Below are 24,560 nucleotides of genomic sequence, written 5' to 3'. Positions count from 1 at the left end.
GCTTGAATGCTGCCGGAATTCGAGTTCTGCTCGGCGCTGCCGCGCAAACCTCCGCGGCCGTTCGTCGCATCTTTGTATAAGCCCACGGTACCCACTGGCGCGCCTGCCGCTTGCTCACTGGCAGGCAATCCGAATCTAAGAGGGATTATGCGGATCGCAATTGTAGCGCCGCCGTTTATTCCCGTGCCACCTGTTCGTTATGGTGGGACGGAACTGTTCGTTGCCCGGCTGGCGGAGGGTCTGAAGCAGCTCGGTATCGACGTGTTGGTTTACGCAAACGGCGAATCGACTGTCGATGTGGAGGTGCGTTGGCTCTACGGGAAATCGGACTGGCCCATCAGGGGCGAGGTGTATGCGAATCTGAAGGACATCGACCACACAGCATGGGCCATCCATGACGCATGGCATGACGCGGATATCATCCATCTAAATAACGTGCCTGGGCTCGCGTTCTCGCGATTTTCTGGACCTCCCTTTGTTTACACGGTTCACCACCCTCATGAGCCGAAGTTGAGTTATTTTTATAAGCATTATCCAGATGTGCACTACGTTACGATCAGCCGGTTCCAGCAGAAGCAAGAGTCCATGCCGCACATGCGCACGATTCACCACGGACTGGATATGACGCAGTACCAGTTCTGTCCTGACAAGCAAGATTACATTTGTTTCCTCGGTCGCATCGCTCCGAACAAAGGCACTGATCTGGCGATTGAAGCGGCGCTGCGCACCGGAATTCCGCTGAAAATAGCAGGCGAGATTCAGCCAGTGTTCCAGCAATATTTCGATACGAAGGTAAAGCCATATATCGATGGACGGTTCATCGAGTATGTTGGCGAAGCAGACCTCGCCGCAAAGAACGAGTTGCTGGGTAAGTCCAAGGCGCTGCTATTCCCAATCCAGTGGGACGAGCCGTTTGGGTTGGTGATGACCGAGGCCATGGCGACCGGAACGCCGGTTGTCGCGCTGCCCGGAGGCTCGGTTCCGGAAATTGTTAAAGACGGCGTCTCCGGACTGCTGTGCAGCACGGTCGATGACATGGTTGCTCGTATCGGGGAACTCGACAAGATCAAGCCTGCCCAGGTGCGCGCGTGGTGCGAGAAGAACTTTTCCATGGAGCGAATGGCGCGCGACTACGCCGAACTCTACGCAAACATCCTGGAAGACCAGCTCACGGCAATGCCAGAACCTGAGGAGCCGCGTGCGCTCGCATGAGTACTCATCTCGTCGTGCCTGAAAGTGAACTTGTTCCGATTGAATCGCCACATACGGAACCGCGCCTTGCGTTTCAGCAGTTGGAGCCTCGCAAGGTCAACAATCTCACGCTGATCGATGGCAAGACGTTTCTGTCCACGACGGTGGCGGGCGACATCATGCCGGCCGGCGCTCCTGACGTTGGATTCTTCCACCAGGACACAAGGTTCCTGAGTCACCTGGAGTTCCGCATCGACGGGCACCGCGCCGTGGTTCTGTCGTCGAGCACCGAGAAGACGTTTGCGTCGAAGGTCGAGCTGACCACGGGAAACATAACCCTGCGCGACTCGTTTGACCTGCCGGAGAACACAGTCCACATACGCCGCGAACAACTGCTCGGGAACGACATCTTCTTCGACCGCCTCAGCTTCGAGAACTTCAATCTTTCCCCAGTCGACTTCGTGGTCGAGCTGGTTTACGACGCGGACTTTGTGGACGTGTTCCAGGTGCGAGGCGTTGCCAGGCGGATACACGGACAGTACTACCAACCCATTACGACCGAGGATCGCATTTCTTTCGTTTACCGCGGACTGGATAAAATTCTGCGTCAGACAATTGTGCAGGTGCAGCCTCTGCCTGCGCGCATCGACGAGCGCACGGCGCGCTGGGATCTGCACCTGGAACCGCTGAAGGAGTTCCATCTTGAAGTTTCTGTGACGCCGATTATCGAGAACCTGCCGCAGAGATCACGCGACTATAGTTTCTCTTCCAATCTGTTGCTTCGGCGCGAGGCGTTTCACCAATGGGAAAAGCGCTCAACTCACTTCGCAAGCAGCAACGAAGTATTCGACGAGGTGTTGAGGACCGCTACGGGCGACTTCCACGCGCTCCTCATTCCTGACGGTACGGAACACATCATCGCAGCCGGTATCCCGTGGTTTGCAACAGTCTTTGGCCGCGATTCGATCATCGCCGCTTTCCAGTCGCTCTCGCTGAATCCGCAACTCGCAATCGACACGTTACGCGTGCTGGCGCGCTACCAGGGCAAAGAGGACAGTGTCTGGCGCGACGAGCAGCCCGGGAAAATCCTGCATGAGTATCGGGATGGTGAGATGACGCGTTGCGGCGAAGTTCCGTTCGGCCCCTACTACGGCTCTGTGGACGCGACCCCGCTATTTCTCATTCTGCTGAGCGAAACCTTCAATTGGACTGCCGATGAAGAACTCGTGAAGGAACTGCTGCCGGCAGCGTACAAGGCGCTGGAATGGATTGAAAACTACGGCGACCTGGACGGCGACGGATTCGTGGAGTACCAGCGGCGTTCGCCAAAGGGCTTGGTAAATCAGGGTTGGAAGGATTCCTGGGACGCGAACATGCATCGCGACGGCACAGTTGCGCAGCCGCCCATTGCTCTGTGCGAAGTTCAAGGCTACGTGTACGACGCGAAGTACAGAATGGCATCGTTGTTGCGCGGCTTCGGCGACGCGCACATGGCCGATCGACTGAAGAAGGAAGCGAGCGACCTGGCGCGGCGTTTCGAGCGCGCCTTCTGGAATCCGCAACGCTCGTACTATGCGATGGGGCTAGACGGCAACAAGCAGCAGATACAGGTCGTCTCCTCGAATCCCGGACACCTGCTGTTCAGCCGCATCATCGGACGCGAACGGGCGCGGACGGTGACGCAGCGCCTGATGCGCGAGGACATGTTTTCGGGCTGGGGCTGGCGGACGATGTCGCACGACGAGCGAGTCTTCAATCCGCTGAGCTACCATCGCGGTTCCGTTTGGCCGCACGACAATTCGCTGATAGCGCATGGCATGGCGCTAAATGAACATCGGCAACCGGCGATGCAGATCATGACGACGTTGTTCCAGGCGGCGCTCAACTTCCGCGATTACCGGTTGCCGGAACTGTTCTGCGGTGTTAAGCGGCGCGACTACGACGAGCCGGTGCACTATCCGGTCTCCTGCTCGCCACAGGCGTGGGCGTCCGGAGCGATGTTCCTGATCCTGACGTCGGTGCTTGGCATACGTCCGAGTGCGCACCGCAAAGAGTTGAACATCATCAATCCGCTGCTGCCTGAATGGCTCGACTACCTGCACATTCGCAACCTGCGGATTGGGCGTTCATGCGTGGGGCTGGACTTTACGAGACGTGGCGATCGCACATTCTGCAACGTGGTGGATGTGGAAGGCGAGAAACTGCTGGTCAATGTGGCTTTCAGAAAGTAAGTGGCTTTCAGAAAGTAAGTCGCCGGCAGGCGCCATCCAGCATCAAACTTCAGGAGCAGCATAAAGGCGTGAACACATTGTCCAGTTGAGTCCGTGATCGGCTCGGCCGACATGGTATGACCAAACTACCGGCTTGCGCGTGGTATCGTTCTGAGGGGGCAAGAAAGAGGAGGAAAGATGGCAGATGTGAGGATCACGATCCGGCCGAACGGACCGTATCGCGTGGAAGCGCCGGAAGGCTCCGTTGAGTTAGTGGACGCGAACGGAAACAAGTACGACTTGACCGGTAAGCCGGCGTTCTCGTTGTGCCGCTGCGGCGCCAGCACGAAAAAACCTTTTTGCGACGGCACGCACTCGAAGATCGGATTCCAGGCAGCGGAGGCAGCCGTGGCGCAGGAGCAGCCAAAGTCCGGTGCGATTGATCCGCCGGTGAGCAGCTCCGCGAAGGGGTAGCACCGCAGCAACGAGATTGTACAAGGTGAGGCGCGCTGCGGCGCGCCTTTGCTTTTGGAGTTTGTGCGCGACCAGGTTCGCTTGTCGAAAGGAGCCCTTTTGCGCCTCCGTGCTGGCCGCAGGGGTCCTTCGACTCCGCGACTGCGTCGCTCCGCTATAGAAGGAAGACAACAACCCTCCGCTCCGGAGTTGGCGAGAGCTGCGGCTTTCTTCGCGAAGCTCCTGTTACTCCTCCTGAATAATTCTTTGCATCTCCTTGCGTTGTAAGTACCTCCTGATATACAACCTTCCCCATTGCCTTTGGTGTTCAGAGCTGACATGTGTGGGGTCATGTGTCGCGGCTCTACCTTAGGTATATGAGGATGGTTTCTTCCCTTTTTGTGAAATCGCCTGCCCAGGTGAGGCACAAGGAAAATGAAAATGAACAGGATGGCTAAGCTGTTCGGAGCCTTCGTGCTCCTATTTCTAGTCACAGCGAGCGCTGTGGCCCAGGTGGCGTCCGCCGAACTTCACGTCACCGTCAAAGATGCCAAGGGAGCGGTTGTGCGCAACGCAACCGTCACAGTTCGCAACGAGACAACCAGAATCGAGCGCACGCAAACCGCGAATACGGATGGCGAGTATCCATTTCGCGCGCTTCCGCCCGGACGCTATGAGTTGAGTGTGACGGCTGCTGGTTTCGCCAAGGCTGTCGCTACCGAAGTTTCCGTCACCGTCGGCCAGATCGCTGAGTTGCCGGTGTTCCTCCAGGTTGCGAGCGTTAGCGAAGTCGTCAACGTCTCCTCCGAAGCTGCGCTGGTTGAAACGCAGCGCAGCTCTGCGGCGACAACGATCGAGCAAGCCCGCATCGAGAACCTGCCAATCAACGGGCGCAATTACATTAATTTCGCGCTGACCAATTCACAGCTTGCGCGTGATACCGCGCCTTCCATAGGCGCTGCGCCAACCTCTGGACTGAACGTCGGCGGACAGCGTGCCCGCAGCAACCAGGTGAACGTGGACGGAATGGACAACGTGGACAATTCCACGAACGGCATTCGCTCCACCGTGTCGCAGGAGGCTGTGCAGGAATTTCAGTTGCTGACCAACGGCTACTCGGCTGAGTACGGCCGCGCGTCCGGCGGCGTCATTAACATCATTACCAAAGCGGGCAGTAACGACTTCCACGGCAGCGCCTTTGGGTATCTCCGGAACCGTTTGATTCAGGCGGTGAACCCGTTCAGCACCTTGGCAGACCCGGCATATACGCGAGTGCAAGCGGGCGCTACCGCCGGTGGCGCACTGGTGAAGAACCGTACGTTTTATTTTCTCTCCTACGAAACAACGCGCCGCCACGAGAGCGGTTACAGCAGCATCGGCCAGAACAACTTCGGTCTCACGCAGAATGCCGATATCACGAGATTCATTAACGCATCGCTCGGACCGTTTGGCATACCGCCACAACCGAATGGCACGTTCGTAGTGCCGGTGACGCCGCAGCAGGCTACGTTGCTGGGCGTGCTCCCGGTGAGCGCGGCTTCGGCGCAATACGCCGTGGCGCTGATGGGCGGTTCGGTTGGGATTAATGGCGTCAACCCGCTGACGGCTTTCCTGAAAGGCACGGGAGCGCCGGCATTCGCGTCGCTTGGGCCGAACTTCTTTGCGCCCAGCGTTGTTACTGGAGGCGTGCCGCAACTGGATCGCTTCCCAACCTCGTTCGTGCCGCTGAATACTCTTGTCGGCAACTTCCCGGTTTCTGAAACAACGGACACCTGGAGCATGCGTCTTGACCATCGGCTCACGGCGAACCAGCAATTGCTGTTCCGCGGCAGTGTGACGCCGAGCAAGGGCGATGGCATCCAGGTCAATGCGCAAGGCCCGCAGAACTTCGGCCAGAACGCGTGGTCACGGACCTCGCGGCAAGACTTCCACGACGCTTCGGGAACAGCGCAACATATCTGGAGTATCGGCGACAACAAGGTGAACGAGTTCCGCTTCCAGTATTCACGGCGTGGCCTGCTGTACAGCTACTCCACGGGGCCGAACGGCAGTAACGTCGCGGTCAACATCCCCGGCGTGGCATTCTTCGGACGCGAGCCGTTCAGCTATGTAAAACGCACCGAGCAGCGCTACCAGACGACCGACAACATGTCGTGGACGATCGGCAAGCACAGCATCAAGTTCGGCGCGGATGTGAACTATCTGCCGCTGGAGGCCGACTTCACGGTGAACTTTGGCGGCATCTACAACTTCGGCGATATCAGCTTGCCGTCCGGGCTCGCTGCGCCGCAGTGCCAGGCGCTCGGACTCGGCAACGCCGCGAACTGCGGGTTCCCGGTCTCTGCCGTCCAGGCTTACGGGCTGGGCATTCCGCAGAATTTCATCCAGGGCGTTGGCAATCCCCATGACGAGTTCTCCAACAAGACGCTTGGCGTGTTCCTGCAGGATAGCTGGCGCGTAGGCCGGAACCTGACCTTGAACTATGGCGTGCGGTATGACGTGGAGTACACGCCGACGTTCAAGGCTGCAACGTCTCTGGCGCAGTCTGCGCAGGATGCGCTCGGCATCACGCAGGGTATTCCGCGCGACTTCAACAATGTTGCACCGCGTATCGGCCTGGCGTGGGATCCGTGGGGCGACGGCAAGACCGTTGTGCGCGGTTCTTTCGGCATGTTCTACGACCACCCATTGCTTGGGTTGGCGTTCGACTCCGACGTGGCCGATGCAACCCAGGCTCCGCAGATCGTGCTCTTCGGAGGAACACCCTCGGGTTGCAGCCTGAACGCCGCCAACGCCTTCACTGGCCGCCTGGCCTGTCTGCCTGCCTCGTTCACTTACTTGCCCAACGAACAGCGCTTCAATCCAGCGCCGAACACGGACTCGGTCTGGGTCAACCAGAACTTCCTAACGGCCGGTGTGCCGCTGACGATGTTGCCGTTCGGATTCCCGACCGGAAAGAATTTCGTCTACGCGTATTCGAACCAGGCGAACTTCACAATCGAGCATGACTACGGTCACAACCTCTCCGTGAGTTTGCAGTACAACTTCAACGGCGGACACCACCTGAACCGCCCGATTAACGCAAACGCCGTCCGCACCGACCTGCTGATCGCGAATTACAAGAATGCGCTCGCAGCGGGCGATATCGGCGCCGCGAGTGGTCCGCTTTCCGTGGGCACAGTTGGCGCGCCGTGCGGTGTCGGCTCAGGCGGGGTGCCTTGGGTGGCTCCGTTCATCGTCAACTTCTTCCGTCCGTCGGGTCTGAACCCGTCGTTCGCGCCGTTGCTAGGAACGGGTGGTCCGCTGAATGGCTGCAATCCAGCGGTTCAGGGTCTGCTTGCGCTCGACAAACTTGGCTACGGAGTCAGCGTTCCCTTCAGCGATATGCCGTCGAACTACTCGAACGGCAGCTCGGTCTACCATGGCTTCACGGCTAATGTGAAGAAGCGCTTCTCGAAAAACTACGAGTTCCTCGCTTCGTACACGTGGTCGCACTCCATCGACGACTCGACCGACTTGCAGTCGCCGCTGTCGCCGCAGAACAACTACCGGCCCGACCTGGAGCGCTCGAACTCGCTGTTCGACCAGCGCCATCGCTTCGTCTTCAGCGCCGTATACCAGAGCGGACGACTCGGTCAGGGGTTCTTCAACAAGCTGCTGAGTGACTGGACGCTCGCCCCCATCATCGAAGTCGGCAGCGGACGCCCGTTCAACATCATCACGGGTATCGACCAGAACTTCGACTTCGGTACCACGACAGACCGTCCTATGATGGCGCAGGCTGGACAGACCAACAGTTGCGGCCAGACCGCCAGCGCCACCGAGTTCTCGCCCACCGGGTTCGTCATTCCGGCGTGCTACAAGGATGGCCAATATATCGGTGACCTTGGCCGCAATACGGGAATCCGCCCCATGACTCTGTTCACAGATTTGCGCGTGTCCCGCCGCATACGGCTGACCGAGCGCATCGGCCTCGACGGCGTCATGGACGTGTTCAACCTCATTAACCGCCGCAACGTCGCCGACGTGAATCCGTTGTGGGATCACGCCGGTCAGGCGACAGCGGCTTTCGACCCGCGTCAGTTCCAGTTTGCGCTGCGACTGTCGTGGTAATTGGGTAAATCGTTGGAAGGCTCCGGCTCAGGCCGGAGCCTTTTGCGTATGCGCGTGCAAACATGGAAACCAGCCTGCAACAGTTCGCCATGCCCAGCGGCGCATATCATATAAGGAAAGACTCAAGCGACAGCTACCGCTAGTCGTTGTCCCATGCAGGCAACACCGGCGTGCATGGCCCACCCTTCGTCGCTAGTGCGGTGCAGTCCGGTACCCAACCTGCCATTCTGAATGCCCATCAAACAAACAGCTTCTCACTTCCGGGGCCGTGAATGGGACGGGCTGTGTTCAGAAGAATCAGAGATTTTGCCTCAAGAATTACGGCATTCAAACAGCAGCGACGGCTCGGCTCTCCGGAGGACAGGGGAAAGGGAAAGGTGATTGCTTTCCCGCACTCCGAGGACAAGGCAAAATCGACAACCGCGATGCCCTTGACGTTCGTTCGCAAGGCTATCCCCGGAGTCATAGCCGGCGCTGCCGATCTTGACCCCGCCGCAGTTCTGACTGGCACAGTCGTTGGCGCGACATTCGGATTATCTGTGGGATGGGTAGTGCTGTTATGTATTCCCATCCTGATAGCCGTCTTCGGGGTGTCTGCCCGTATCGGACATGAGACCAGGCTCGGGCTCATCAAACTGGTCCGAGAGAACTTCGGAGTGCGACTTGCCATCGCGCTAGCCGGGTTGGTGGTTTCTGTAAATGTCCTTATGATCGTTGCGGACATCAGGGCTGTCAGCGAAGCGCTCTCAATTGTGCTGCAACAGCGTGCCACATTTTTCCCGACGATAGTGGCGTTCACGGTGTGGTACATCCTGACACTCGCTGGATACGAACGCGTAAACCGTACTTTGTCACTACTTGCGTTGTTCCTGTTCGCGTACGTCGGAGCTGCCTATCTCTCAATCGGCTCCACAATCGGCCATGTTGTGACCGGTATTGTGGTGCCTAAGCTGCCGGCCAGTACGGGATACGTCATGGGCATCATTGCCGTATTCGGGTCACTGCTCACTCCAGATGTTGTAGTTTGGCAGACGGGCACGAAGCGTGAAAGCGGAGCGAGTTTCCACGACGTGGAATCAAGGTTCGGGTGTGTCGTAGCAGCCGTGGTGTCACTCTCTGTGGTCATCGCCTCCTCGACCATGAAGATTGCTGACCCTTCTACCATGACCACGAGCCAGGCAGCCCAGGCGCTTTCCGCACTCGGTCAACTCGGTCCGGTTCTCTTTGCACTCGGCATTATCGGGTCGGGAATGGTTGCGCTGCCCATCCTCGTAGCTTCGTTGTGTTTCAGTATTTCCGAAGCGGCCGACTGGTCCTACGGCTTGAGCGAGCATCCCTGGGAGGCAAAACGTTTTTACGTGCTGATCTGCATCGTTCTGCTGATCGCAGTCGTCGTGAACTACATCGGTATCAATACCGTCCGAACGCTCTACTGGTCGCAGGTCATGGCGGGTATCGTCATCGTCCCCATCTTATTTTTCATTCTATGGATATCTAACGACCGCCGCATCATGCGTACAACCAACACGCGGTGGCAGAATTTCTGGCTGGGCGGTGCGGTCGGGGGAATGGTTATCGCCAACGCAATTTTCTTCTGGATTGAGCTTTGGAGTTAACCGCGCTTTCCGTCTTAAAGCGACACCGGCTTGCATGAGCCGTCCGCATGACGTAAGGGCGCGTAAACCTGGGGCATCGCGGTAGGCGGATGGACTCACTCTTCAGGAATCTGCAACAGGATTGTTAAAGATAGGGCTTTCCAGAGTAGAATCCTGCAATTGCTTTACTCGCCTTATGCACGAACCGCAGAAACATCCCATCTTTCGCGAACTGAGTGGAACAATCGCCGGCCGCTTTCGGGTGATTAAGATTCTGGGCTCGGGCGGAATGGGGCAGGTCTACCAGGCGGAAGACCTGACGCTAAAGCGTCTCGTCGCGATCAAGCGCATGGCTTTCAACGGCCAACTCAGCGACCATGATCGCGAGGCACTCTTGCGCGAAGCGCAACGCGCATCGGCCTTGAACCATCCAAACATAGCTTCCATCTATGATGTGGTTGAAGACGGCGGCGAACTGCTCCTGGTGATGGAGTGTGTAGATGGAATGTCACTGAGGCAGAAGACCGAGAGCGGCGCCATCACGCTGGATGAGTTCTTCGACGTTGGCGAGCAATGTGCCGAGGCTCTTGCCGCAGCCCACGAAAGAAGCATCCTTCACGCGGACGTCAAACCCGAAAACATCATGTTGACGCCAACAGGACGAGTGAAAATCCTGGACTTCGGCGTCGCTCGAAAATTCACACTTGTAGATGAACAACAAGCAACGTCGAGCCTCGACACCCTGGCATTTTCTTCCAGCGGCACTCCTGCATACATGTCTCCCGAAATTCTGACGCAGCGCCCGTATGACGGACGAGCCGACATCTTTTCTCTCGGGGTGGTTTTTTACGAGACGCTTGGGGGGCAACAGCCGTTTCAGGCCGACAGCATTGCCGGTACGCTCGGACGCGTGTTGCACGAGAATCCGCCGCTTGTTACGGAACTGAATGCAAACGTCGGCGCGCAGCTTTCGAGTCTGGTGGGTCAAATGCTGGCCAAGGACCCGGATCGGCGCTATCCGTCGGCAAAGTCATTAGTGGAGGACCTTCGCCGCATTAAGGCGGGTGGAAAGCCGAAGGTCATTTTTGCGCGAGATCGCAGTCGATCCGCAGGGTGGGCACCGCGCACAGCATGGATCATCACTGCAATTGCAGCGCTTATAGTTGTGACGGGTGGTCTGCTGTGGTGGCGCGCTCTCAATGTGTCGCACTCCGAGAAGACGGGGGTGGCGATCGAAGAGCAGACGAGTGCTGCTCCGAAGACCCTGGCGGTGTTGCCTTTCGATGCAGTCAGCAACGATCCTAAGATGACGGCGTTTGGCAACGGACTCGTGGATTCGTTGACGGCGAAGCTGACACAGCTTGCTGAAAACCATCCAATCCAGGTGGTTTCGGCGGACGAAATTCGAAAGAAGGGCGTACTACGATTGGAAGAGGCAAGACAGGAATTTGGAGCGCACCTCGGGTTGAAGGTAGCTCTGCAACGTTCAGGCGATCTGGTCCATGTGACCTACACCGTGTCCGACACGAAGACGGCCAAGGTAATCAAAGCCGAGAACCTGGATGCCCCGGTGACCGACCCCTTCTCGATAGAAAACAAGATTACAGATGGAGTGGCTTCGGCGTTGCGGATCCAATTGACTGCTGAAGAGAGGCGGGTATTCGCGTTTCACGGCACAAGCAATGCCGATGCTTACAACTACTTCACGCAAGCTGAGGGATACCTGGAGGATGCGAGCAATCCGTCCAATGCCGACAGCGCAGTCATCCTGCTCACCGAGGCTCTGAAAGCAGACCCTAAGTACGGCAAGGCCGAGGCAGAACTAGGGATGGCGTACTGGTCCAAGTTTGAAACGACAAAAGACAAGAAGTTCATCGCACAGGCGCGCGGCGCATGTCTGAAAGCGGTAGCGGCAGGGAACTCGGGCGCTTCAGGCCATGAGTGTCTCGGCGTGCTCGAAAACGGGACCGGCAATTACGAGAAAGCTGCCGGACAATTCAAGCGTGCCCTGGAGTTGGAAGCGACGAATGACGGCGCGTATGTCGGACTCGGATCGGCCTACGAGCGCTTGCAAAGTCCACGTGAAGCTGAGAGCACCTACCAGAGATTAGTGAAGCTGCGCCCGACGTACTGGAAAGGCTACAACCTTCTTGGCGGCTTCTACCTCAGGCAAGGACAGTTCGATCAGGCCACGCAGATGTTTCAGAAGGTATTGGAGCTTACTCCTGAAAGCTTCAGGGGGTATGCGAATCTGGGTGCGACCTACCTGTATCAAGCAAAGTACCAGGACGCGATCAAGTCGTTCGAGCAGTCGCTGGCCATACGTCCCACGGCGGCGACTTACTTAAACCTTGGCACTGCGTATTACCACTCCCGCCAATTCGGCGAAGCCGCGAGGATTTATAAGCAGAGCGTGCTGCTGAATGACAAGAATTATGTGGCTTGGGGAAACCTTGCCGAAGCTCTCTATCTTGCGGGAAGGCGCGACGAAGCACGAGCGGCGTATCTGAAAGCTATCGATATCGCGATGCAGGGTCTGAAGGTCAATCCACACGATCCCCAGATGCTGAAAGACATGGCGGACTATAGCGCGATGACCGGAGAGCGGGCCAAAGCGCTCAAATATCTCGAACAAGCGCTGCAATACAGCAAATACGACAAGGAGACGCTGTTTGCGGCGGCGTTGATCTACAACCAGCTGGGCGAGACGGGGCCGGCACTGGAATGGTTGCGAAAATCAATGCAAGCGGGATACTCGGTAGATACGGTGAAGGACTCACCGTCGCTGGGTAATTTACGAAACAATCCGCAATTCGAAGAACTCATAAAGACGAGATAGAAGGCAGGCATCATCTGGGAATCTGCAATCAGGGCCCAGGCAATGCGACATTCACGCAAGGAGCAAGTTGATGCCAGCTAACCAATTCGATGTCTGCGCGGGGGGAACAGTCCCCGCCGGCAACAATACCACCAGTCTGACGCTCACGAATCACCATCGCGAAGCTTGCAACATCTCGGGCTTGAATCTGCCAAATGCCAACCCGTCAGGACCCGATTACACGGTACCAGCAAAGACCGGCCCAACCGCCGGTTCCCTGACCATCAGTTTCACTCCAGACGCGGGGTCATATCCGTACAGTTCGAGTTGCTGCCCTCAAGCTGGAAATCCAGTGATCGTCATTCAGTGACGCATCTGGAGGCTGAGGGTACGGGACTGTCAACCCCAAAAACCGAGTCTGCTTCCCACAGACTGGTAGGAAACTCTGGGCAAAGAAGCCGTGCGTAAATGCCCTTGCGAAAGCGAGGGCTTTTTTTATGGCTCACATCAGGTGAATCGCGATTCGAGAAATCGGCCTGGCCCAGCGGCGCACGGTCCATCTCGAAGAGCACGGAACTCATTCACGCCGGAGTTCGTCGCTTGCTTCCCGAGCGGTTTTCATTTTCAATCGTTGGCTGCACAAAGCCTTAGTCCGGACAAGTCTATGAAAAACAAAACGACCCGCCACGCTGATTCCACTGCCTGCATCCATGCCGGCGAAGAGCGCCATGGGCGCAAGGCGCCGTTGACCACGGAGATCGTGCAGACGTCGGTGTTCACCCTGCCGAACGTCGCCGAACTGCGTCGTTACGCGGAAGGAAAGTCCGACGCATATCTTTACTCGCGCTATGGCAATCCGACCATCACGGCGGCTGAGGAGAAGATCGCGGCCCTGGAGGGTGGCGAAGCCTGCGTCGTGACCGCGAGCGGCATGGCGGCGGAGATGGTGATGGCGCTCGGCGTGTGCCAGGCTGGTGACGAGATCGTCAGTATGCTCGACATCTACGGCGGCACGATCAAGCTGTTTGACAATGTGTTGACACGCTGCGGCATGAAAACCGTGTTTGTGCCTTACCAGGAATTGAAGCACCTCGACCGATTCGTCACCAAGCGCACCCGGATGTTGTTTCTGGAAGCGCCTACGAACCCAACTTTGCGCTGCGTAGATATCGCTGCGCTGGCCAAAATGGCGCACCAGCACAATATCTGCGTCGCCGTGGACAACACGTTCGCGACACCGATTTTGCAGAAGCCGCTCGATCTAGGCGCCGATCTCGTCGTGCATTCGGCGACCAAGTACTTGGGCGGCCACAGCGATTTGACTGCCGGTGCCGTGGTTGGGGCGCGTAAGTGGATCGACCCGATCCGCACCATGATGATCCAGTCCGGCGGTTGTCTCGATCCCGGTGCGGGATACCTGCTCATACGAGGGCTGAAGACATTGGAGATTCGGGTAGAGCGGGCCTGCCGGAACGCTGCGCGGATTGCCGAGTATCTACAGAAGCATCGTAAGGTGGAGCGCGTGATGTATCCGGGATTGCCAGGATGCGAAGGACACGAGATCGCTTCGCGGCAGATGCGCGACTACGGGATGATGCTGTCGTTTGATATACGAGGTGGCGGACGAGCGGCCGAAAAGTTCATCGATTCTCTCGAACTCTGGTACTTGGCAACGAGCCTCGGAGGTGTCGAATCCACCGTCTCGTATCCGGTGCTGTCATCGCACAGCGGGCTGGACAAGCGACAGCTTGAGCTGTTGGACGTGTCGGCAGCGACGGTGCGCTTGTCGGTGGGAATTGAGGATGTGGCGGACTTGATTGCCGACCTCGCGCGGGCTTTGGGATAAGAGGCTCAGGATCGTCATTAGGAGATCTCTAACACCGCAAGCCGCGTGTGGTAATTAGTTAGTTATCAGTCCTTTGCTCGATTGACCCTTTTTGCAACAGCGTAGTACGATTTTCGGAGCCGGGAGTAGGTGGACCGCTCCCGCTATCTATCTGGGTTCCGGCACGCACAAGCGTGGTGGGCACGATCCGGGTTTGCGTCGCGCAAGCTTTGCGAGCGCGAAACATGCTGTTGGCTAACGAGGGACATGAAGATTTCAAGCTTTTACCTTTCGCTACCCTTGTTGGGCGCTGTGATTGTTACCAGCGGTTGCGAAACGAGCCAACCGAAGCGTTCTGCGGCGGCACCTCCTAAGGCTGCCAACGCGCCGACCATCACAGTACCCGCCGCCGCGCAACCACCGAGAATTCAGGAAAACCTCAGTGTCCGCCAGGACCCGGTCGATGCGCTGATCGCCCGCGTTGAGAAGGAGTACCTGAAGGGGCAGGCGAACTATCGGGCCGGGCACCTCGAGACCGCGAAAGATGACTTCGACCGCGCTTTCGACATGCTGCTGCAAGGTCCCGTGGACGTTCATTCGGACGAACGCCTTGAGCGCGAGTTCGACAAAATCGTTGAGGCCGTGAACAGTCTGGAAATGCTGGCGCTGAAAGAAGGTGACGGCTTCACGGAACAGAAGCCGGAACCCGCTCCGATCGACGAAGCGAACGAAGCCACGTTTCCGGTCGATCCGAATATCCGTGCAAAAGCTGAAGAAGAAGTGCGCACGACGAAGTCTGACCTTCCGCTGGTGATGAACGATCATGTTGCCAGCTTCATCAGCTACTTCTCCAATCGAGGCCGCGGAACCCTGGAACGCGCATTGGCACGCTCGGGCCGATACCGGGAGATGATTTCGCGGGTGCTGAGCGAAGAGGGCGTTCCGCAGGACTTGATTTACCTGGCGCAGGCGGAATCCGGCTTCCATCCGTTGGCGCTTTCGCACGCTGGCGCTCGCGGAATGTGGCAGTTCATGGCGAGCCGCGCTACCGGCTACGGACTGGCGCGCAACTGGTGGGTGGATGAACGCCAGGACCCCGAGAAAGCGACACGGGCGGCTGCGCGTCACCTGAGGGATCTCTACAACCAGTTCGGCGATTGGTACCTGGCGATGGCGGCGTATAACTCCGGTCCGGGTACGGTGCAGCGTGCGGTACAACGCACTGGCTATGCCGATTTCTGGGAACTGTACCGGCGCGATGTGTTGCCGGGTGAAACCAGGAACTACGTGCCGATCATTGTCGCCGTAACCATTATGGCGAAAAACCCCGAGCAGTACGGGCTTGACCACATCACGCCCGATTCTGCGCCGACGTTTGACAAGGTCACCATCAGTTACCCGGTCGACCTGCGCCTGGTCGCCGAGTGCGTGGATACCTCGGTAAGTTTGTTGCAGGAATTAAATCCGAGCCTGCTGCGGTTGACCACTCCCAAGGACCAGAGCTTCGACCTGCGATTACCAGCCGGCACGGTGGATAAGTTCCAGGGGGCGATTGGCGCCATTCCGGCGGAGATGCGGGTGTGGTGGCGCTACCACAAGGTTCGTCCGAGTGAGACGCTGAGCCAAATCGCGCAAAAGTATAAAACCACCAGTAAGGCAATCGCCGAGGTCAACAGCCTCGAAGAAGATGACGAGCTGAAGAGAGACGCCAAGCTAATTATTCCGGTTGCGCCAGGGCGGCGGGCGGCGAGCGGCGAAGAGACGGAGAGCCAGGCTTTCTCACGCAAGGCGACCCGTTACAAAGTGCGCAAGGGCGATACGGTGATGTCTGTGGCCGACGACTTTGGCGTGCCAGTGGAGCGTTTGCGGAAGTGGAACCGCCTCAAGGGGAATCAACTGCGTGCAGGACGGACACTGTCGATCTATAAGCCAGTCGCCGCGCCAGAAGGAGCCGGGACACAGGTCGCAAGTCGTTCCAAGACGAAGCAGGGGAGCAAGGCGCTTGTTTCGAAGAAGAGTAAGCCCGTAGTGGATCTCGATGACGGGGAGAATGACCCGTTGCCTGCTAAGTCTAAGAAAGTAAAGGCCTCTGTGACCTCGGCCAAGACTTCCAAAGCCCAGGCACGCAAGGTGCAGCACAAGGTTAAGGCGGGAGAGACGCTTACGAGCATCGCGAATGAATACAACGTGAGCATCGCGAGCCTGAAGCGCGACAACAAGAAAGTCGCCACGAATCTCCGTGCCGGCGATGTGCTTGTGATCAACCGGAAATAGAAGCCAAAATCGAAGTTCACTCCCCGCGGCTTACGGCGAGCCTGAAGGCCATCGCTGAAACTCGAGTTTGCAGAATCATGTTAGATGGCCCGTTCCGGCGGGCCTATGCTTTTGGTGGCGAGAGTCCGAGAGTCGATGCGGCATGGTTGTGAGGAGTGATTCAGGCGACGCAGCAATACGAGATTTGCATCCGAGCGGGTGGGGTAGTATGTTGGCTGGCGCGTGCTATAATCCCGCGCCTATTGGGATCAGCATCAGGCTGAGCAGTCGTGTTGTTATCCATCGCTGTTGTACTCCGCAAAGCGGAGTCCTTGTAAGAGACATCAGGAGGAAGCATGACGTTTTACGACAAGACCCTGTACGGACGTGACGACGAGATGGACGATTACGGAGACCCGACGAGCTCCTACGACGACAACATGGAAGACGAGTACGAGGAAGAAGAAGAAGAAGAGGAAGAAGCCGGCGAGATGCCACCTACTTCCGCCATTCGAAACAACGAATCCGCAGGTGAAGAGCCGGAGGCTGCCGAAGCTGAGGTGATCCCGGAAGAGGAACAGGAGAAAGCTCCGCGGAAGCGCGCAGGTCGCAAGCCGGCGAAGAAGGCAGCAAAGAAAGCGGCGAAGAAAGCCGCAGTGCGCGGTGGCGCAAAGAAGGCGGCGAAGAAAGCTGCGCCTCGCGGTGGCGCGAAAAAAGCCGCAAAGAAGGTCGGAGCAGCGCGTGGTGGCGCCAAGAACGCAGCGAAGAAAACTTCTGGGAAGAAGACGCCTGCGAGGAAGAGTCCTGCAAAGAAGACGTCAGCCCGGAAAGCTGCGGGCAAGAGCGCCGCAAGCAAGACAGCAGCCCGCAAGGGCGGCGCAAAAAAGGCCGCCAAGAAAAAAATGCGGGGCAATACTCGTTCGGGCAGCCGGCGCTAAGGGACGGAGTAGCACAGAAAAGACGAAAGCCGCGGAAGATATTCCGCGGCTTTCGTCTTTGCTATCGCAGGATTGAATCGAGTTACTTCTTCCGCACGGCAGACAGGCAACGGCCGAATAACTCCAAAAGGTGCGTGGCATACTCCTCCGCTCCCTTCGCAGTCCCACTCTGGAATCCTGCGCCGGAAGAAGCAGCCTTGCCATATCCCGTGGTGCTTGCGATGAACTTCATCATGTCGAGCGCAATGTCCTCGTCGCGACGGGGCGCGAGATTGATGCCAGAGAGCGGATCCATTGAAGCCTTGCCTCCTGAAGTGATGGTATGAGAAACCGATGCGGCCGCCGATGTGAGTGACCGAGCTTCACTCGATCCGAGCTTTCGAGATGATATCCAAAAAGAGTGCCGTGCGCGAGTCGTGCCGGCGGCAGATTTGATAGCAGCGATCCCGGCCCTCAGCGGCTAAAAGCCGCTTCTCATTCAGTGCGACTTACGGCACGCCTGAAGGCGCGCCCCCTTCAAAGAATCTGGTTTCTCAACAGCTTTCTGAGCCGCGTTCTTTTAGAGCGATGGCTCGCGCCTGAATGCACCCTTCGAAAATCGAGTCTCAGCAGGCTGCGAAGCCAGTGTTTCGGCAGCTTGTGAAGGCCTGCCAGGACATCAACTCATCCAGGGCAGCCCTTCCCGTGCAGGGACTGGATTACCAGAAGCCCTTTCAAGAAGCGAATACTTCTGTTATTGCCAGAGCACTTGAAATGCTGGGCCGTGACTACGTCTCGATGCCGACGTGGCAGACGCGGCCGATGATGTAGTCGGCGAAGGTCTTGCCTGCGGCGATCGGGATGAAGTCGAGCGGATACTCGTCATTCTGCGGACGCAGGGAAAGCTGGCGTCCCTGAAGTTCGACGTAGCGGATGACGCACTCGCGGTCCTTACGGACGGCATACATGGTCCGGTCATTGCGCCGGTATGGCTTGAGCGAATTGTAGTGTCGGTCGAGCAGGAGCGTGGCGTTCGGCATCATGCGCGGATACATAGCCATGGCCTGTTCGGCATCGACCTTGATGAGCACGAAACGCAACCAGTCATCGCGACGGCTGGCCATATCCGGGCGTAGTCGTCGCAGGAAGCTGCGCTTGAACTTCAGGGTGTCTGCGACACTCTCCTGCTGGATCAAGGGGGCGGAGGCGGCGAGCATGCCAGGGACGAGCACCACATTCTCGTACTCGCGCTCGGGTGGAGGCGGGATGCTGGCTCGCTTGTTGATCTCCGCCGGATTGACGAGGTCCAGGACAGACAGCTTGAGGACGTGGAGGATGCGGTCCATTCCTTCCAGGCTGAGGCCGCGTTTGTGATTGAGGAAGTTGGAGATATGCGCCTGTTTGAAGCCAGCGCGGGAAGCGAGGACGATTCCGGTGAACTCGCCCTGCTCGATGCGGTCAGCGAGTAGTTGGCGCAAAGCGTCTTGCAAAGTTTTGAAGGTCATAGAGGTTTATGTTTTTCGTGTAATAAATAGCTTTCAGCAATAATATTCATAAACAATTAATTCTTATAGAAATAGAATTCTTGACCCGGAATATTGAAACGAAGTATTGTTGCGCCTTCCCACCACCAAAGGGCCAAGGGGACTCTTCATGAAATTATCGAGCACTAATACTCCAGACGAAGCGGTGTTTCTGGAATTCCGCAGAAAGGTCCGGGACGGAGAAATCATCTCGTCGTCCATTGAACGTCTCCTCGTGGCGCTCAAGTTTACGGGCCGTGTCAGCGTTATCGTTCAGAACGGCCGCGTTTTGAAATCCGGTTACGAGGAAGGGTATTTTAGCCGTCGTTGGGACGATCGGCTGGTTTAAGTTCCCAGCTCTTGGACTCGCCGCTTCAGTAACGAGAGGCGACGGATGTTCCTACAGTTAGTAACATCCTGGACTGGGTTGTACGTCGGGTAAAACCAATTAAATAAATAAGTAAAGCAGGTCATCGTAACAAAAACGAGCCCTGCGTCCAGATGTGAATCCGGCTTAGTTCTCGACTGAGTCCGATTTCAGAACGGTCTTCCATTCTGGCTCTGATGGGCCAGAAAACGTTCCGAGATGTCACCGCGTGTGGGATTCGCATGGATGCAGGGCTCTTTGTTGCGTGGGCCAATGGGACAAGAGGGAATGAACTTTATCGGTGACCAGGTTCTAATTCGGCTTGAATTGAAGTACTGCGAACGGTGTGGCGGGCTGTGGGTGCGCCGTTCTGGATTGGACGAGAGTTTCTGCGGGCCTTGTGCCCGGGTGGAAGCTCAGATGCCTGAACGGCGAAAGCAACGGGAACGCAGGGATAATAGCGGGATGCTGGCTTTGACGCTAGCATCGGCGGCCCCAGGGGCCAACGATTGTGCGTGGCTGGAAACTCTGGCTTTCGGGGCAATGCCCGAGGAAGTGGGGCGGGCATGATGCGCGCAGAAAAACGAGAACGGGTTTTCGGAGAGTGCAGAACCAGCTTGCGACTGGAAATCCATGCAGTTGCCGATGAAGATGACGACTGGGACAGTATTGGCCTGTACCGGGAGTACACGGTTGCGTTGTTGCGGCGCTACTTCCGCATGTCGATCGACATAGGCAGGTTGCCATCGGTTCTGGGCGGCGAGTTCTTCCGCGCGAAGGTGAGTTCTTACAAGCTGCACACGTTCGAAGATGTCGTGATTTTTGTGCACGATGTGGAGCGGTGCCTGGAAAAACTGAATGAGCAGTCGCGCACGATTATTGCAAGAGTCGTGTTGCAGGAATACTCGCATGAGGAAGTGAGCAGGATGTTGGGCGTGTCGCGCCGGCAGATCGTGCGGCAGTACGCAGTTGCGCTGGACGAGACGAGTCGCATCCTGCTGGAGGCGGAACTCCTGCTGCCGCTTGACACGGTCCGCCACGGACGAACGGTGCGATCGGTGCTTGGGGTACATACATCGAATGGCAGGGAACGAGAGGAGCAAGCGACGAGGAGAAAACCGAGTGGACGGATCAGCTGTCAAGAGGGGAAAAGCCAAGCAGCACACTCATGTACCGCATTCGCAAGGAAATAGAGTTCGTCTATCGATGTCACAGGTAGGCCGTTCAAACTGCTATTCTGGATATAGGTAAAAGATTGCGGGTGCGAGGCGCTGGCCTTGCACCCGACTTTGTTTTGGAAGATGTGCGGGAATTCAGCGAATGGAACAAAAGGGGTCCTTCAACTGCGCCCGAGCGTTGCCGTGCTGCGCTTGATCTCATTGTGATGCAGTTGCCGGGCTTCGCTCAGGATGACGGATTTTTTAAAGGCAACGAGGGTGTGTCAAGGGGGTATAAGGATTTGAAGCGACGTACTGGGTTGATTCGGAACGGAATATAGTTTTCGTTCCGATGTCACAGTTTGGGTATGCGAATTGATATTCTGAAAGTAGGGAGTAGAACTCCCGGGCAGAGGGATGGCGGCAAAGGCAGCGGGCAAAGGAAGCACGAAGGGTCGGGGGATAGACGGAAGGAAGTCTGGCGCGAAGAGCAAGCCGACGGGCAGATCCACTGGCAGGAAGGTGGATCGGCAGGAGTTGATACGGAAAGCGCGCAACCGGGTTTACCGGGAGATCGATGGCGTTGTTCACGACCTGATCGAAGAGGCCAAGAAGGGGAGTCATACGACGGCGAAGTTTTTGTTCGAGTTTGCAGGCGTGGACAAGGTTCCGTTTGATGACGGCGAGCAGGTGCAGGCGCAAGATTCGTTGACGATCCTGCTGAAATCGCTAGGGGTTCATAATGACGTGTCGGCGGGTGAGACTGCCGACGTGGCGGGCCAGAAGAGCCGGGCCGATTGCATCTAATCGATGAATCTGCCGCCGAACAGAGCGGCTGGAATGGATACTGAGCGCAGATGGACATGACTTGGATCACAGATCGGATTGCGGTCGGCGGGGGCATCTGGGTGAAGAGCAAGATGGCCGAGGTGGTCGACGCCGGGGTGACGCACATCATCGATATGCAGATCGAGTTCGACGACACTCCGCTGGCGAACGGAACCGGGGTCGAGGTGCTGTGGAACCCGGTGGACGATGATTTTCAGCCGAAGTCTGCTTACATTTTCCAGCGCGGAGTCGATTTTGCGCTAGAGGCTTTTAAGGAACCGGAGTCGAAGCTATTCATTCATTGTGCGGCTGGGGTGCATCGCGCGCCAATGATGGCGCTGGCGGTGATGCGAGCCCTGGGGCACGAACTCCGGGAAGCCAAGCACTTGATTCAGTCGAAGCGGTATGTGGTGGACTTCGCAGACGTTTACGTTCGAAGTGTGGAAGACTTCATGAAGCAGTATGCTGCAGCGGATTAGTTGTCGGGGTGGGTGGTGCGGTCGAGATCGTAAAGGCAGGGTCCTTCGACTGCGTCCGGCGTTGCCGCGCTCAGAATGACGGAGTTGTGGTGAGCGGGATGGAGTGAGACCGCGGAATTGAGACAGGAAGAGTGAGGTCATGTTGAACGTGTGCCGCCCACAGGGGCGGCTTTTCTTTTGGTTCCTGGTGATGGTGATGGTGACGGTGAGCGTGCCTCGGGCGGTTGCCGAAGGGCCGAGTACGACGACCGTGGTGGACGTGATTTACCGTGCAGACGGCACAGCAGCACAGGGCACATTGTTGATTTCGTGGCCGGCGTTTACGACGAAGGGTGGCCAGCCGGTGGCGGCCGGCGTGAAGAGCGTGAAAATCGGCGCGGGTGGCGCAATCAGCCTTGCACTGGCGGCGAACACGGGCGCCGATCCGGCGGGAACGCATTACAGAGTGGTTTTGAAACTGGACGACGGCACGACGAGCACGGAGTACTGGACGGTTCCGGATGCGCCGACGACCACGGTTTCCGCGATACGTTCCAAGGTGGTGCCGGCGACGGTGGCAGCACAGTTTGTGGGGCGCGATTACGTGGATTCATTGGTTGCGTGGAAGGCGACGGATGCGGCGGTGATGCACAAGGACGGCGACGAGACGATTGCCGGCGTGAAGACTTTTTCGGTATCGCCGCTGGTGCCTGTGCCTGTTGCGGATCAACAGGTTACGAACAAGCAGTATGTTGACACGTCCGTCGCGTCGGCGAGTGGTGGAGCGGGCAAGGTGGAACTGAATCCGACAGCTTCTCAGCGGGTAAACCAGCCTGCGGGCACGGCGTTGGAGGTAAACCGCCTGGCAAGTGGGGATGTGAACGGCATGCGCTTTGCCGACCGGTTCGCGAACATTGCCGCGGCGATCACTGATGCGGGGGCCGCCGGGAGCGTGGTGATTCCGGCTGGCTACGCAGGGAGGGATGCGTTCACGAATCCGGATAAGCGGCCCGTACTTGACCTGCGCGAGCTGGGTGCGTTCCGGGGCGGATATCTTTCGGTTAAAGATTTCGGGGCACGCGGAGACGCGCAGTTCTACCAGACGTGCTCCATGGCGGCTGGAAACAAGAGGCTGACGTGCTGGTACTTCTCGGCGTCCGACTTGGGCAAGCAAGTGAAGATTCAAGGCGCGGGGCCCGGCGGCGTTGCGCTGGTGACGACGATTACGAACTATGTCGGAATCGACAAGGTGGACGTTGCGGATGCGGCGAGCACGACGATTTCGAACAAGGGCGCGGTATGGGGATGGCAACTGGATGACTCGCCGGCGTTCCAGGCAGCGGCAGACTATTGCTCTACGGCCGGTTGCACGGTCAACGTGCCGCAAGGCACTTACATCCTGGGAAGCACGGTAAAGGTAACCAGCTACAGTCCCGCGACGTTGCGTACTTCGATCCGGTGCATGGGCGGGATGAACTCAACGCGGCTGGTGTGGACGGGTGCGTCGAATGGCAGGATGTTGCAGGCCGGCGACGGCACGGCGGGTAACTACGGCGGACAAATGACGGTGGAGGGCTGCGGCTTCCATTCGGTGGACGACGCGCATCTTGCGGTCGGCATTTACTGGGCGAGCGGAAAGCTGCACGAAGCGAAAGACAACTACTTCGGTATTTTGCAGAACGGGATTGGCGCCTCGGGCACTTGGCTCAATGTTGTTGACCATAACTTTTTCTATGGTCCGGTTGACTCGTGCATCAAGTGGGACGCCACGCTGGGACCGGTGATCAACACGCACGTTCAGCGCAACGAATTCGGGATCTGCGGGAACTGGGCCATCGAGTCTGCGTCGTCGGGCTCGGGCGGCGCGAACTGGAATGTCTATTCGCAGAATGATTTTGAGCACTTCGTGAGCAACTATCACGGGGCTACGACGGTTGGGGCGGTGAAACTCGGCTACGAGTCGCGCTTCACTTTTGCGTGGAACCGGTTCGAGGACAAGAGCACGGAATCTGGTAACGCATACCGTCAGCTCTTCCTGGACAACTCGCAGGGAGTCGTGGAGAACAACGGCTTTGGCCTGTGTAGCGGCGCGAACTGCGGCGATTACAACGTCACGCTTTCGGGATCGGGCAGCAACGGCAATCGTTTCATCGGCAATATGTGGTACCAGTACGGACGGCTGGGCATGATCGACTGCGTAAGCAGCAACAGTGGAAGCGGCACGCTGATGATTGCCGATTCAGGGTTCACGCGTGCGGCTGGAGTTTCGGCGAACTGCTATGGCATAGAGCAGTTCTCGAACGCGGGTGCGCCTTTTGTTTCCGGCGGGATGAAAGCGATGGGCGGAACGAGCGTGGAGAATGCCTACAAGACAGACGTGCTGCAGTTCAACGGAACCAGCCTGTCGGCGCTCAACGCCGATTCCGCCAACCTCTATTCGGTTCCGACGCTGCCAGCGAGCAGTACATGGCCGCAATACTCGCGGGTTCTGAGCCGCGCCCCCGACGTAAATACGAGCTCGTTAGCGTACGGTGCGACCGGATGGATATGTCTGCAGAGCGGTGGATGCTCGAATCCGGTCTCCACGTCGCAATGGGCGGAGATGGGAACGTTCCGTAAGAAGAAAGTGCGTGAGGGTACGGCTGCCCCGACGACGTTTACCTGGGCGGTTGGGGACGTGGTTTACAACACGGCTGCAACGGAGCAGGGGACGGCTGGCGGCAAGTATCTCGTGATCGGCTGGTACTGCGTTGCGGGAGGAACTCCCGGCACTTGGCTTCCGATGCGCGTTCTTACCGGAAACTAGATGGCCGCGGAACGGTCTGTAGCGAGAACTCGGAGTGTGGCATGGG

17 protein-coding genes are annotated in these 24,560 nt (G+C 57.8%); 15 read left to right on the top strand and 2 right to left on the bottom strand.

The features are described 5' to 3' along the window. The first annotated feature begins 147 nt into the window (after positions 1-147). From VN622_02635 to VN622_02590, 10 genes are all read left to right on the top strand, one after another. Complete coding sequence (locus tag VN622_02635) at positions 148-1,212, top strand: glycosyltransferase family 4 protein (protein HWR34751.1); 1,065 nt, start codon at positions 148-150, stop codon at positions 1,210-1,212. After that, entirely contained in the window at positions 1,209-3,422 is a 2,214-nt protein-coding gene (locus VN622_02630) for a glycogen debranching N-terminal domain-containing protein (GenBank protein HWR34750.1), read from the top strand. The genes VN622_02635 and VN622_02630 overlap by 4 nt, the downstream gene beginning before the upstream one ends. 177 nt (positions 3,423-3,599) lie before the next feature. Further along, positions 3,600-3,875: a CDGSH iron-sulfur domain-containing protein gene (locus VN622_02625; protein HWR34749.1), complete on the top strand. Its 276-nt coding sequence runs from the start codon at positions 3,600-3,602 to the stop codon at positions 3,873-3,875. Between the two features lie 420 nt (positions 3,876-4,295). Beyond that, on the top strand, positions 4,296-7,967 hold the full coding sequence (locus tag VN622_02620) for a TonB-dependent receptor (protein ID HWR34748.1): 3,672 nt from the start codon (positions 4,296-4,298) through the stop codon (positions 7,965-7,967). 377 nt (positions 7,968-8,344) lie between these two features. Then, positions 8,345-9,583: a divalent metal cation transporter gene (locus VN622_02615; GenBank protein HWR34747.1), complete on the top strand. Its 1,239-nt coding sequence runs from the start codon at positions 8,345-8,347 to the stop codon at positions 9,581-9,583. Positions 9,584-9,758: 175 nt separating this feature from the next. Further along, complete coding sequence (locus VN622_02610; protein HWR34746.1) at positions 9,759-12,401, top strand: protein kinase; 2,643 nt, start codon at positions 9,759-9,761, stop codon at positions 12,399-12,401. Between the two features lie 70 nt (positions 12,402-12,471). Then, positions 12,472-12,750 carry a hypothetical protein gene (locus VN622_02605; protein ID HWR34745.1) on the top strand — a complete coding sequence of 93 codons (279 nt, stop codon included), beginning with the start codon at positions 12,472-12,474 and terminating at the stop codon, positions 12,748-12,750. 294 nt (positions 12,751-13,044) lie between these two features. Then, positions 13,045-14,226: an aminotransferase class I/II-fold pyridoxal phosphate-dependent enzyme gene (locus tag VN622_02600; protein HWR34744.1), complete on the top strand. Its 1,182-nt coding sequence runs from the start codon at positions 13,045-13,047 to the stop codon at positions 14,224-14,226. Between the two features lie 246 nt (positions 14,227-14,472). Continuing rightward, the gene (locus tag VN622_02595) at positions 14,473-16,479 is read left to right on the top strand and encodes a LysM peptidoglycan-binding domain-containing protein (GenBank protein ID HWR34743.1); all 2,007 of its coding nucleotides are present in this window, start codon (positions 14,473-14,475) and stop codon (positions 16,477-16,479) included. Positions 16,480-16,814: 335 nt separating this feature from the next. Further along, complete coding sequence (locus VN622_02590) at positions 16,815-17,396, top strand: hypothetical protein (GenBank protein ID HWR34742.1); 582 nt, start codon at positions 16,815-16,817, stop codon at positions 17,394-17,396. 82 nt (positions 17,397-17,478) lie between these two features. On the opposite strand, the gene VN622_02585 is transcribed toward VN622_02590, so the two are convergent. Then, on the bottom strand, positions 17,479-17,691 hold the full coding sequence (locus VN622_02585) for a hypothetical protein (protein HWR34741.1): 213 nt from the start codon (positions 17,689-17,691) through the stop codon (positions 17,479-17,481). Positions 17,692-18,163: 472 nt separating this feature from the next. Then, a complete protein-coding gene (locus tag VN622_02580) occupies positions 18,164-18,880 on the bottom strand; it encodes a hypothetical protein (protein HWR34740.1) in 717 nt (238 codons plus the stop codon). 148 nt (positions 18,881-19,028) lie between these two features. Here VN622_02580 and VN622_02575 point away from each other — a divergent pair, with 148 nt between their 5' ends. From VN622_02575 to VN622_02555, 5 genes are all read left to right on the top strand, one after another. Further along, entirely contained in the window at positions 19,029-19,247 is a 219-nt protein-coding gene (locus VN622_02575) for a hypothetical protein (GenBank protein ID HWR34739.1), read from the top strand. Between the two features lie 635 nt (positions 19,248-19,882). Beyond that, the gene (locus tag VN622_02570; protein ID HWR34738.1) at positions 19,883-20,458 is read left to right on the top strand and encodes a sigma factor-like helix-turn-helix DNA-binding protein; all 576 of its coding nucleotides are present in this window, start codon (positions 19,883-19,885) and stop codon (positions 20,456-20,458) included. A 381-nt stretch (positions 20,459-20,839) separates the two neighbouring features. Next, positions 20,840-21,229 (top strand): hypothetical protein, encoded by a 390-nt coding sequence (locus VN622_02565; protein ID HWR34737.1) that lies wholly within the window; start codon positions 20,840-20,842, stop codon positions 21,227-21,229. 56 nt (positions 21,230-21,285) lie between these two features. Beyond that, the gene (locus VN622_02560) at positions 21,286-21,729 is read left to right on the top strand and encodes a dual specificity protein phosphatase (GenBank protein HWR34736.1); all 444 of its coding nucleotides are present in this window, start codon (positions 21,286-21,288) and stop codon (positions 21,727-21,729) included. A 139-nt stretch (positions 21,730-21,868) separates the two neighbouring features. Continuing rightward, complete coding sequence (locus VN622_02555) at positions 21,869-24,514, top strand: hypothetical protein (protein HWR34735.1); 2,646 nt, start codon at positions 21,869-21,871, stop codon at positions 24,512-24,514. The last annotated feature ends 46 nt before the right edge of the window (positions 24,515-24,560 follow it).

This window comes from Clostridia bacterium (assembly GCA_035561135.1).
GTDB lineage: Bacteria > Acidobacteriota > Terriglobia > Terriglobales > Acidobacteriaceae > DATMYA01.
Note: the sequence above shows the minus strand (reverse complement) of the source record. Positions and strands in the feature narration are given on the sequence as shown.

Coding starts and splice junctions, on each gene's coding strand:
- VN622_02635 (HWR34751.1), top strand. CDS start 148: ATGCGGATCGCAATTGTAGCGCCGCCGTTTATTCCCGTGCCACCTGTT.
- VN622_02630 (HWR34750.1), top strand. CDS start 1,209: ATGAGTACTCATCTCGTCGTGCCTGAAAGTGAACTTGTTCCGATTGAA.
- VN622_02625 (HWR34749.1), top strand. CDS start 3,600: ATGGCAGATGTGAGGATCACGATCCGGCCGAACGGACCGTATCGCGTG.
- VN622_02620 (HWR34748.1), top strand. CDS start 4,296: ATGAACAGGATGGCTAAGCTGTTCGGAGCCTTCGTGCTCCTATTTCTA.
- VN622_02610 (HWR34746.1), top strand. CDS start 9,759: ATGCACGAACCGCAGAAACATCCCATCTTTCGCGAACTGAGTGGAACA.
- VN622_02605 (HWR34745.1), top strand. CDS start 12,472: ATGCCAGCTAACCAATTCGATGTCTGCGCGGGGGGAACAGTCCCCGCC.
- VN622_02600 (HWR34744.1), top strand. CDS start 13,045: ATGAAAAACAAAACGACCCGCCACGCTGATTCCACTGCCTGCATCCAT.
- VN622_02595 (HWR34743.1), top strand. CDS start 14,473: ATGAAGATTTCAAGCTTTTACCTTTCGCTACCCTTGTTGGGCGCTGTG.
- VN622_02590 (HWR34742.1), top strand. CDS start 16,815: ATGACGTTTTACGACAAGACCCTGTACGGACGTGACGACGAGATGGAC.
- VN622_02585 (HWR34741.1), bottom strand. CDS start 17,691: ATGGATCCGCTCTCTGGCATCAATCTCGCGCCCCGTCGCGACGAGGAC.
- VN622_02580 (HWR34740.1), bottom strand. CDS start 18,880: ATGACCTTCAAAACTTTGCAAGACGCTTTGCGCCAACTACTCGCTGAC.
- VN622_02575 (HWR34739.1), top strand. CDS start 19,029: ATGAAATTATCGAGCACTAATACTCCAGACGAAGCGGTGTTTCTGGAA.
- VN622_02565 (HWR34737.1), top strand. CDS start 20,840: ATGGCGGCAAAGGCAGCGGGCAAAGGAAGCACGAAGGGTCGGGGGATA.
- VN622_02560 (HWR34736.1), top strand. CDS start 21,286: ATGACTTGGATCACAGATCGGATTGCGGTCGGCGGGGGCATCTGGGTG.
- VN622_02555 (HWR34735.1), top strand. CDS start 21,869: ATGTTGAACGTGTGCCGCCCACAGGGGCGGCTTTTCTTTTGGTTCCTG.